At 35.7% G+C, this 12,104-nt stretch carries 9 protein-coding genes; 2 read left to right on the top strand and 7 right to left on the bottom strand.

The genetic code is table 11. From position 1 onward, the window contains the following. Positions 1-164 precede the first annotated feature (164 nt). Positions 165-608: a MarR family winged helix-turn-helix transcriptional regulator gene (locus tag EGT49_RS11860; RefSeq protein ID WP_135374588.1), complete on the bottom strand. Its 444-nt coding sequence runs from the start codon at positions 606-608 to the stop codon at positions 165-167. Between the two features lie 292 nt (positions 609-900). On the opposite strand from EGT49_RS11860, the gene EGT49_RS11855 reads away from it, so the two are divergent. Further along, positions 901-3,159 (top strand): L-type lectin family protein, encoded by a 2,259-nt coding sequence (locus EGT49_RS11855; RefSeq protein ID WP_135374586.1) that lies wholly within the window; start codon positions 901-903, stop codon positions 3,157-3,159. A gap of 158 nt (positions 3,160-3,317) precedes the next feature. Further along, on the top strand, positions 3,318-5,669 hold the full coding sequence (locus EGT49_RS11850; RefSeq protein WP_135374584.1) for an L-type lectin family protein: 2,352 nt from the start codon (positions 3,318-3,320) through the stop codon (positions 5,667-5,669). Between the two features lie 46 nt (positions 5,670-5,715). Here EGT49_RS11850 and EGT49_RS11845 read toward each other — a convergent pair whose 3' ends face one another. The 6 genes from EGT49_RS11845 to EGT49_RS11820 form a co-directional block, all read right to left on the bottom strand. Then, positions 5,716-6,075, bottom strand: coding sequence for a DUF1634 domain-containing protein (locus EGT49_RS11845; protein ID WP_135374582.1), 360 nt, complete (start codon positions 6,073-6,075; stop codon positions 5,716-5,718). Continuing rightward, on the bottom strand, positions 6,075-6,917 hold the full coding sequence (locus tag EGT49_RS11840) for a sulfite exporter TauE/SafE family protein (protein WP_135374580.1): 843 nt from the start codon (positions 6,915-6,917) through the stop codon (positions 6,075-6,077). Before EGT49_RS11840 ends, EGT49_RS11845 begins: the two co-directional genes overlap by 1 nt. Beyond that, entirely contained in the window at positions 6,917-7,402 is a 486-nt protein-coding gene (locus tag EGT49_RS11835; protein ID WP_135374578.1) for a hypothetical protein, read from the bottom strand. Before EGT49_RS11835 ends, EGT49_RS11840 begins: the two co-directional genes overlap by 1 nt. Positions 7,403-7,411: 9 nt before the next feature. Beyond that, the gene (locus EGT49_RS11830; protein WP_246013850.1) at positions 7,412-8,305 is read right to left on the bottom strand and encodes an alpha/beta hydrolase; all 894 of its coding nucleotides are present in this window, start codon (positions 8,303-8,305) and stop codon (positions 7,412-7,414) included. A 13-nt stretch (positions 8,306-8,318) separates the two neighbouring features. Beyond that, the gene (locus EGT49_RS11825) at positions 8,319-9,515 is read right to left on the bottom strand and encodes an MFS transporter (protein WP_135374574.1); all 1,197 of its coding nucleotides are present in this window, start codon (positions 9,513-9,515) and stop codon (positions 8,319-8,321) included. 248 nt (positions 9,516-9,763) lie between these two features. Next, entirely contained in the window at positions 9,764-11,386 is a 1,623-nt protein-coding gene (locus tag EGT49_RS11820; RefSeq protein ID WP_246013849.1) for a helix-turn-helix domain-containing protein, read from the bottom strand. Positions 11,387-12,104 lie beyond the last annotated feature (718 nt).

Genomic DNA, 12,104 nt, shown 5'->3' with positions numbered 1-12,104 from the left:
GAAACGGCCTCACCAACGAAGAATTTTGGGGTGAGGTCGCTTAAAAAGTTATATTATTTGAGCCAAGAAAATGTCAACTTGACAAGGACGAGTGCATTCCAGCGTTTCCCAGAGCTGTTACGGAAGACGGCATCTTACACCAACCAAACTATAGAAATCCACTATTATTCAGTAATATTCTTAAACAGCTTATTAGATAAGTTTTCCAACTGGAACCACTCTTCTTCAGATAAGCCGCTCTTTTGTACTAAAACCTCTGGTAGATTGTTAGCAGCTTTTCTCTTTTGATGCCCTGCCTCTGTCAACTTAACATTTACAACCCGTTCATCATCCTTACTACGATTTCGAACGACTAAGCCTTCATTTTCCAAACGCTTCAACAATGGTGTCAATGTTCCAGAATCTAGTGACAAGAGTGCACCTAACTTTTTAACGGTCAATTCATCATGTTCTGACAAAGCGACCAAAACTAAATATTGTGGGTATGTTAATTTACATTCACTCAATCCAGTATGATATAGCTTTTGAATTGCTCGCGAAGTAGCGTACAAAGAAAAGCATAAGTGATCATTTAAAGGAATTGGTTGATTATCTTTAAAAATTTCCAAAAATAATCCCTCCTTTTTCAATTTATTTACTCATATTTTATGCCTATTCAAAGAAATTGTAAAACATTTTATTTTAAGCAATTTAATTGCTGTCAAATTTAATTATTATACAGCTTGTCTACATTAATAATTATTTATATTAATAAGATTATCTATATATTCAATATACTATTATTTATTATTTTTATATAAAAATATAGTGATAAAAATATACTAAAAGTATGACATAAGTTCAAAAACCTGTTACACTTCGATTGAATATTGAGGATTTTTTTATTGAGAGGGATTTATTATGAATAAATATAAGAGATCTACCCACTTTTTTTATATTTTTTTATTCATTCTATTTACATTTTTATTAATACTACCACTGAACTATCAAACCGTTTTGGCCGCCGACACCAATCAAGCTGACTACGAGAATGCATTAAAGACTGTGCCTAAAGGATTGAGCTGGTCTGACGGTGCCTTTTCTGAAGCTAATTTTGAAGGTAATTCGGCTCAGATAGTTCAATCAAAGAACCCTAATTCACCCAATACTAGTATTATCAAAATGACTAATACTACCAATCAAGTCGGAGGAATCTGGAGTAACTTTGATAAAGATAACTATTTTAATGTCAACCACAATCAAAAAGTTTCGATGTGGCTGTATTTTGGTTACGCTAAAAGTATCACCGATCCTAATCGTTTTTTCCCCGGTGACGGTATGGCTTTTGTCTTACATAACGATGCCCGTGGAATCAACGCTCATTCAACTGGAATAAGAGATGGCAAACTTACGCCTGGTGATGGTGAAACTCTTGGTGTTTGGGGTACTGACTGGGACCCTTCTGAAACTAATAGTGCCAACATTGCTAAAACAGCTATTCAAAATAGTGTTGCCATTGAATTTGACACCTTTATTGACCGTGTCAGTTCTTACGATGACATCAAAGGTGAAGGTGCTTCTTTTGATTTGTCATATTCCGGTTCAAAAAATTATGATCCACACATTGCCTTCGGATATCCTGCTAAGCCTATTACCTATATCCCACAATATGCTCAAGACTCGGCTGGCAATAGAAGAAACTTTTTCATGATGTATCATCAAAATGCCTATGGCGGTACCCCTAGTGAATTTCTTAATTTGGTTGATAGTAAATGGCATCACTTAACCGTTGAATGGCAAAAGCCTGATTCTGGTAGTACCATTGGAAAATTAACTTACCACTACGACGATAAGGATCCAGTCACAAGTACCCCGTTAAGTTCAGAAATAACTCGTTCATTAGATATCAATACGAACACCTTTGCTTCTGCTGACGGCAAATTATACTGGGGATTCACTGGATCTACTGGTACATATACCGAAAACAACCTAATTGCATTCGAATCCATCCCTTCATACGTTGATGCTCAAGCAACATCTACAATCCATAATGATACTGAGAATACTGATATCTCTCAGAACAGTCACGTCAACGCTAATGACAAAATAACTTATAACTATAATTTGAGTTATATCGGTTGGACAAGAGAATGGTCTAATATCAAGGCTCGAATGGATATCCCAAGTAATATGACCTTTAGCAGTGGCGAAATCACATACGCCAATGGTCAAACAGAAACTATTCCTAGTAGTGTTTTTGACACCTCAACTAATAAAATCAATTACACCTTATTGCAAAATTTAAATAAGGATAATCGAACAGCTACTATTTCACTACACGGAAGAGCTGCCGCTACGGCCAATGAACAACTGACTGTTCCTAGTGCTCATGCTCACTTTGATGGTGATAATTTGATCACTGATACTGACTCTTCGTCCTTTATCATTGACCCTCGTTCAATCACCTTGGAAAGTAGTTCCCCATATATCATCAAAGTTCAAAAAGATGAAAGTGTCGACATCCCGGCTCAAGTTAAATTTCTCGGTAGCGGATCAATCGACTTTTCTAAACTCACTGTCTACCAAAAAATCAATAACGAGGCAGCTAAACCACTCACTGGACTGGTCAACGCTGACGGAAGTTTTACTTTACACATTGATAAATCCTTATTAACTAGCGATTCGACTAACGTCACTTTTTTTGTGAAAGATGAAAATGGAGATCTAGGTGAAACCAATACTTTAACCCGGACGATTCAAATTGGCGGCACCGTAGCTTTTGGCGAAGTTTCCAGTCACGTAGCTTTCAAAGACGTCAATTACGGTACCAAGAATAAACTGATCCCGAGAATTAACGACTGGCACGTCAATGTAGTCGATAGTCGCTCTAAAGGTACTAGCTGGGTCGTTCAAGCTGCCGCAACACCTTTAGTAAACAAGACTACCAAAAAAGACCTCGATGGTTCACTAGTTTACCGCCAAGATCCTGATAGTCACACCGTTGATTTATCCCATAATGTCAATATCGCCCAATATACCAAGCAAAATGACCTAACCGAGACAAGAGATATCACGCTTCCTTGGACCGATCAGAGTGGTATCTTGTTATCTTTAAACGATAATCCAAGTGCTGGTCAATATACCGGTGTAATTAATTGGACCCTTTTAGATTCGATTTAAAATTTTGATATCAGGAAAATAATATATTCAATATAGTTTTTATTTATACTTTTTATATAAAAATAGAGTGGTATTTTAGTCCTTTATCACGGAAACAAAATCATATTTTTGATACACTTTTTTTATAAATTGAGTTTTTCATTTATAAGAGGGGCGTCATGAAAAAATATCGACGATACATAAAAATTCTAAGGGTTCTATCAATAATTATTTTGTTACTGACTAGTATGGGGACTAGTCAAAAAGTTTCAGCTACATCAACAACTAGTGAAAATCCAATAAAAAGTAATGCGGATGATCTCACAAATGCTCTAAAAACTGCACCCAGAGGACTCAAATGGAGTGATAATAACTTCGTTAAAGCCAAATTTGATGGCAATTCCGCTACCATTGTTAGTCCAAGTCCTGAAAATCCAAATAGTAAAAATACCTCTGTTATCCAAATGACCAACGACCATAAACAAGTCGGTGGAATCTGGAGCAATTTAACTAGCGGTAATTTCTTTAATATCAATGAAGACCAAACCGTTTCAATGTGGCTCTATTTAGGGTTTTACAAAGATAATGATGTCAGTAATATCGCTGGTACTAGGCCCGGAGATGGTATGGCGTTTGTGTTACATAATGATCCTAACGGAGTTAATGCTCATTCCGTCGGTTACGACTTAAAAGAGAAACAATGGCTGCCAGGAAATGGAGAAACCTTAGGAGTTTGGGGAACTGATTGGGATTTTAATGAAACAAAGGTTGCCAATATCGCCAAAAATGCTATTCAAAATAGTGTGGCTATTGAGTTTGACACTTACCCAGACGCTTCTAAGGCATATGGAGATATTAATAATGGAGGGGCCTCATTTGATCTCGACGGCGTATCTGGTCAACATATAGCAATCGGTTATCCCAGTAATCCTGAAAGTGAATATAATGTTGGTTTAACTAAAATCCCTACCTATCTTCAACACAGTGTTGAGAAACCGGACGGATTTAAGAACGATTCAGATCATGATCATCTACCAACCCCTGATCTCAAGTATTTTTATTCTTTGAATTATTTAACTTCAAGTTCAGGTCTAAATCTCGTTGACAGCAAATGGCACCATTTAACAATCAAATGGACAAAAGCTACTCAAAGAGGTGGTTTAGCCGACTTAGCCTATTACTATGATGATAAAAATCTTGATGGTACACCTAAAGAACCAATCACCTCACACACAGGTATCAATCCCGAAGTTTTTCATAGTAAAGACGGTCGAATTTATTGGGGATTTACTGGGGCAACCGGAAAGTTCACTGAAAATAACCTACTAATTTTTGAATCATTACCTTCTTTTGTTGATGTTCAAGCTAAACCAGAAATTTGGAACGACAACTCTAACACCACAGTTACTGAAGGAAGTCATGTTAATACCAAAGATAAGCTAACTTATAAGTACTATTTGAACTACGTTGGATATACTAGACGTTGGGAAAATATCGTTGCTCAAATTACTACTCCCGACAATATGGCTTTTCACAGTGGCGAAATTATTTACAAAGATGGTACTAAACAAACGATCCCTGATACCGCCTTTAAACAAAAAGTCATTGAGGTTAAACTCAATCGTCCTTTAGGTCTTGGTAAAGATAATGCCACCGTTATTTTGCACGGTGATGCCGCCACAACTAGTACGACAACTTTGAAAGTCCCTCAAGCACACGGACATTTCAGTGGTGATAATTTAATTACTGATACTGAAGCACCAGCATTTATGATTGACCCCCATACAATTATTTTATCCAGTGATACTAAAGATACAATTCATATTAGTAAGAAAAAAGACGTCAACATTCCCAGTAAAGTCGATTATTTAGGTCAAGGTCAGGTCGACTTATCTAAGCTAACCGTATATAAAAAAGTCGGCGACGGTATTTACAATCCAATCGAGAACATAATTGATAAAGATGGTAATTTTACTTTAACTATTAAAAGTAGCGAATTAGCTGATGATTCCACTCCCGTTTCATTCTATGTTAAAGATAATTCTTCAACTACTAATCTAGGTGAAACACCAGCCTTGAATCGACAAATTCAAATCGGTGGTACTATTTCATTCGGATTTATTTCAGATAATATTTCATTTCAAAGTATTAATTACGGTAAAAATCAGCAATTGATTCCTCGACTCGATAAGTGCAATGTCGATGTGATCGATAGTCGAGCCAAAGGAGCTTCCCAGATTGTTAAAGCTGTTGCTTCGCCACTTATAAATAAAAGTACTAAAAAAGAGCAAGTCTTCGACGGTAAATTAATTTACCGTGAAAAATCTGATAGTCCAATTCAAGATTTAAGTAATCCTGTTACAATTTTTCAACATAACAAAGATAGTGATGATACCGACACTCAAAATATCACTTCAAATTGGACCAAAGATACTGGCATTCTTTTATCCACTGGTAAAAAAATCAATCCTGCCGGAAAATATACCGGTACCATTCAATGGAGTATTTTAGATGCTCTTGAAAATAACTAAAAAAACATCTATTTAGAATTTTTTCTAAATAGATGTTTTTTATTTTTTAACTACGATATCCCATGAACATCGCAAACATTAAAATTACTAAAACTATCGTTGTGATAATAACATACAATTTATCGTGTTCTTTATAAAAAGCGTAAATCGAAACGACGACTCGTAAAACTGGCGTCAAAATCAATAAGAACACACCCAACATAATTACTGCATAAGATTTACCAGCGGCTAAACCAGCAAAAATTGCGGAAAATCTAGTGGGATAATCTCCAGGATTATAACCACTGCCACTCATAAAATACAATCCCATTCCAATCAGAATGACAATTGCCGACGTTATAACGCCGATACGGAGGATTTTACCAATAATTAATTCGACTTGCTTAGTCTCTTCATGTGTATTCATTAGATGTTCACCCCAAATCCTTTAAGAGCCATTTGAACTCCCATATACAAAATGATTGGAATAAAAATCATTCTGATAATTCTTGGCTTCAAAACTTGCATCAAACGAGCACCAATCGTAGCACCTGCTAAAACACCAATTGCAAGTGGTGCTGCAATATCTGGACGGATCGAACCATTGAAAAAGTAGACAGTAGCACTGGCAGCAGCTGTGACACCCATCATTAAATTGCTGGTAGCACTAGATGGTTTCAAAGGCATCTTCATAATTGTATCCATGGCGATAACTTTGAAAGCACCACTACCAATACCTAATAGACCACTGGCAAGTCCAGCAGCCCACATCATGATAAATCCACCAGGAACGTTTTTCATTGAATAATCAACTTGTTTTTTCTCAGATTTATCATAATAAGTACTAGCTAATTTGAATTTGTCGACGATTGGATCATGTCCGGTATAAACATTTTCGCCCTTTTTATCCATCAATTTACGAACCATATTGTAAGTAGAATATAGTAGGAAAAAACCAAATAATACGTATAAGAAACTACTTGAAAAGACGCCTACCAATAAGGCACCCATAATCGCGCCGACCGTTGTGGCTATTTCCAAAAACATGGCGACACGCAGATTTAGCATATCATCTTTCAGATAAGCAATCGTAGAACCGGAACTAGTTGCAATAACCGAAATGATACTAGCACCAATAGCATACTTGATATCTAAGCCCATCATAATGGTTAAAACTGGGGTGATGATCATACCACCACCAATTCCCAAAATTGCACCCAAAACTCCAGCTCCTACTCCCATTACCAAAAGCAGCAGCATTGAATTCATTATTTTTCCTCTTTCTTTTCCTCTTCCTCATCATCTTTATGATTAAAGTTTTCTAGGGAAGTTTCATAGTTACTTTTCATTATAGCTAATGCAGCTTTAATTTCATCATTTTTGAACTCATTTTCAGAAATTAAATCAATATGAAATTTTGAAGCATTTAAATAATCGCAATTAGTTGAAAGATAAACTTTAGTTTCCACTTCGGCATCATCATCAAAGAAATGAGTCACTTTTTTAGCATCAGCGAATGGTAAATTGATCACGCCACTTTCCAAATAATAGTCGATTGGAAATTCAGCATCTGCCACATGAATGATGATTTGTGACAGTTCATTAGCTGCTAAATCTTTTTCCATTTGTTCCTTAGCGGTGTTTATGGCCCACAAGTCTTCTTGAAGTAGGTCGTCCTTACTAATATCAAGCTTAGTTTGCTTGAATTTTTCTTCTTGAACATTTTCGATAAAATCAGCGATTTTTATTTTCATTATTTTCTCCTAAAGATACATTTTCAAAAACTTTTCCACAGTTTCTTGATATTTTTTCGAATCCACATAGTAACTTCTAATATGAACTCCGGAACTTTCGTAAGCCATCCGCGGAAATTTTCCACATGTTAATAACTTTTCACGCATAAAAAATGGCACGGTAAAGTCATTGTGCCCATGCATAAACAATACTGGACGTGTATTCTGCTGTAATGCTGCAACGCAATCCGCCTGCTGATAAGAAAAACCAGCCCGGATCTTACTTACTAACGAAATCCCTTTAATCAAATATCTGCCTTTAATATGATACCTTTTTTGACAGTGATAACTCAAGATATCCGAAGCACTTGTATAACCTGAATCTTCAATAACTAGTTTAACATTCTCGGGCAAATCAAATTTCGTCGTCAACATAACTGTCGCAGCCCCCATCGAGGCCCCAAAGAGGACAATTTTATTATCTGGTTTAGCTTTTAAAAGACGCTTGACCCAATCAACAACGTCGCTACTCTCGATTACTCCAAAGCTTTGATACTTGCCCTCACTTTGTCCAGCAGCCTGATTGTCGATTTGTAAGACATTTAATCCCAGTTTATCAAATAATTGCGCATGAATATTTAACGACGTATGGTCGACTCCAAAACCGTGTACCAAAATAACCGTCGTCTGACTCTGATTATCCGTAAACCAACCAACTAATTGATTGCCATTAAAGCTTGAGTGAATTCTCCACTCGATTTTTTTCTTCTGTAAAAATTTTTCCGTATTTTCTACTAGTCCTTCATCCATCACAACTTTAGGTGCAGTGCCGCCTAGAGCTTTAGAACCGCGCTGGTGAATGTACAAAAAAAAGGCGTTCAGAATTAGAACGACTAGTAATAACAATACCAAAATTATGATCATGATATTCCCTCACTTAAACTAATTCTTTAACGCCTATCATTGTAACTGCCACGATAATCATTGAAATTGTAATGCCGACGAACAAAGTTGAAAATGACATCGCAGTGATGATCAAACTTCCGGCATAAGGTCCCACAGCACGTCCTAATGAACCGAAAATGCTGTAAAAACTCTGGAAAGTTCCTCGATTACGGCTAGTCGACATCTTACTCAACAATGCTGGAATAGTTGGAAAGACCATTGATTCTCCGACCGTCAAGACCAACATACTAGCCACAAAAGACATGTAAGAGCTAGCTTCGGGCAAGAGCAAGAATGATAATCCCATAATTACTGTCCCAATAAAAATTTGGAATTTCAGTAACTTGAAGATTTTGGAAATCACGCGATTCATTACTGGTTGAATAATCAAAAGTGAACCAGCATTGATCGTGAAGACTAATCCAAATTGTCTAGTTGTATAACCATTATTTAACATGTAAGTTGACAAGTTACTATCCCATTGTGAGTAACCTAGCCAAACGATAAAGATAGCGGCACAAATAATAAAGAGATTTAGATTGAATCTAGCTGAACCAATAATGCTCTTAGGATCGACCTCTTCTTCAAAATCGGTAACTTCTTGATTGGTATCGGCCTCAACATGTTCGGAAACATGTTCCAAAACATCGGCTTTTAAAAGCAAAATAATCGTACTGATGACGAAAAGTAACATTGGAATAAAGAAAGTAAAGAAAATACTCCATTTGAAAATAAAGGCAACTGCGGCGGATCCAATCGCAATCCCAATGTTTGAAGCCAAATACATATTATTGAAAATCACTCGACTATTACTACTCATCTGTTCAGCTACAAAAGCTGTATAGGCGTTAACACCAGTATAAATCAGACCCATTCCAAATCCTAAAGTAAACAACATAATGGCATAACTTGGCCAAACATGATGAAATGACATTCCTAAAAGTGACACGATTGAAACGGCATAACCAATATACATTGTCCCTCGTTTGGAAAATCGATCGAACAAAACTCCACCTAGGGCGTTTCCGACCATCATGAATGCGGAATAAACCATCAAGGCAAAGCCTGACGTTACCAAAGATTCCCCCAAATTCTTATGAATAAAAATTGAATTGACTGGCAAAATGAATCCCATCACCAAGTTAAACGCAATACTCAATATTAATAACCATATTCTTTGTGCTCGCATTCTTTCACCTCTTACATAAATTTTTCTATAAAAAAAACCATGGTATAAAACAACCATGGTTTCTTTGGTAGTACTCAAATTGAGTAAATAGATTCCTGTTCACATCAGGTTTCTATAGATATCCCTCACAATCCGGTGAGTGGTGCTCGATATCCTACCTTCATAAGTGCCGTCCAAATTCGACGGCTCTCGACTCATCGCACAATCTTCATGATAATATATTCTGAAAATAGTTGCAACTCTTTTCATTAAAGATTTGGATTTTCACTGACCTTTTCTTCAGTCCAAATCTTATAAATCAAGTTCAATAAGCCGCCCATTTGGCCATCTACACCGTTATACATCCAACGATAGATACATACATCTTTATTCATTTGATCTTCTGGTGGATTAGCACTGTTAGCTGTCACGATAATATCAGCTTCTTTTGGATCACTAACAATTTTGGCATAAGGAAGTGATTGCAAAGTAACTGATAGATCGGAATAAACTAAGAAGAATGACTCTAATTCCAAGTAAACTTTAACTTGGATATTCTTGTTATAGAGTGAGAAGAAACGATAAGCAATCGCATAAATAGCTTCAGAAATCTGTTTAGCTTTCCCATTTAATGATTGATACTTGTCACGCAACATCAAATGTTGAACGGTTGAATAAATTTTACTCTCAAGTCCTTCATCATTAAGTTTACTAATTGCGTCACCAAAACCAGAATAAAGGTTCAAAATTTCAATATAGTTATGATCTAGTGCTAAGACACCAATGATGCAAGTTGTTAAATTATATTTATATCTTAAAAATTCACTGTGTGACATTGCCATGTCTGAAATTGTTTGTTCAACATCGATAGGAATCAATTCCAAGAAATCATCAATGAAGTTAGCAAACAATGGATTATAACGAACTAATTGTTTTGAAACTGATTGTAAATAATCCTCTGAGACTTCAAAAGTAGCCGGTACGCACATCAATAAGATATAGAAATCAGCTGATTGGAACATTTGCTCTTCATAACTGACATCTTCTTTGATAGCTCGTTTTAACTCTCGAACCTTTTCACTACCGGAATCTCCTTCAAGCATTGATCCAGCACTCTCAAAAATATTTGGGAATGGATAATTGATTACGTTCAAAGCATCCATATTTTGAACATGATTACCCGCAATAATTCGATATAAGTGTGCCATAACTACATAAGCGTAAAAAGTCTTTGTAATGTAGTTAGTTGGTTTAAGACGATACTTATCTAACGCAATATCAACAACTTTGAAAGCCGTCTTTTGAGTAAAGTCTTCAAATGGCCAGACATATCCCCTAGTAGCATTCCAATACAATGCCGCAATGGCCAGACGAATCGATTCCTCATCACCAACAAAACGCATTGGTTCATAGGCAATCCGGACTCCAAAACGTTTTAAATAGCCTCTCATTGGCTTTAAATGACGTAAGACTGTAGCCTTACTACTTTCCAATGTTTCATAGAAATGTTTGAAGGAAGTCTCCTTTTCCTTAACAATGGCATCTAAGAATAGATAACCATCCGAATTAGTCGTCAAATAAGCATGATAAGCATCCCTAGTCACGCCGAACATTTCTTCAGTACTATAATCTTTCTTCTTCAAGATCTTCTTAAAGTCTTCTTGAATCCCCAAGAAAGTATTATAAACACTACCGTAGCTCTTATTCATCTGATATGCTGCTTTTCGTAAGTTAATATCCTTAACTTGAATATCACGATTACGATAAGTTCCGATGAGATCTGCACTAGCAAGCTGATTTGTTCTTATTAGTTTAATTTTATTAAACAATTGAATCTTTTCAATTTCCGATTTTGATAAAAATAAGTCAGTAAAGCTATCCAAAAACTCCACCCCCGTAGATGTAATCACTTATATTGTATTAAAGTACACTCATAGTCCTAAAATACATATTTACATTATAGTAAATATTTTTCCTAATTAGTAACCTACAGCATTTTGTAATCCAAATAAATAGACAAAATATTTATAGAAATATGAATATATTTTAATATCTATACCAATAAGTTATTTTACGCCTTATTTTAAATAAGTATAGTCCCCGGTCTCATCATAATTTATGAAAAATATTATTTTCATAAAAAGTAAAGGAATTGGTTGAAATAATCACTAGTTTACAAAAAACACTCTGTGATTAATCTTATAATATCGGCATTTTTCAAAATCAGTTCAAAATACATCTTTATCAGTTCAAAATACATCTTTTTTATTTTCTGAAATTGTACAATTGGAACTTATTTAGTCAATATTCCAAAATAATATAAAGAACTTTTTATAGTTTTATTCTGAGGTCGGATTAATTAATATGCCGCCGACAAAGAAGCCGACTAATGAGAATGTCATTAGTCAGCTTCTTTGTTTTAAACTTTTTTAAATTGAATCCTTTACCACGGGGAGTGGGAAGGATTCAAATCCCCCACTCTCCGCAAATTTTATTTCAGGGTACAAAAAAAGGAACCTACTAAGTAGATCCCTTAGGTTGCGTAGCGACTATCTATCCTCGCGGGTAGTTTCCCACCAACTACTTTCGACGTGAAGAAGCTTAACTTCT

It is taken from the genome of Companilactobacillus suantsaicola (assembly GCF_004745525.1).
GTDB lineage: Bacteria > Bacillota > Bacilli > Lactobacillales > Lactobacillaceae > Companilactobacillus > Companilactobacillus suantsaicola.
The sequence above is the reverse complement of the archived record's forward strand: the minus strand, read 5'-3'. Positions and strand labels throughout refer to the sequence as shown.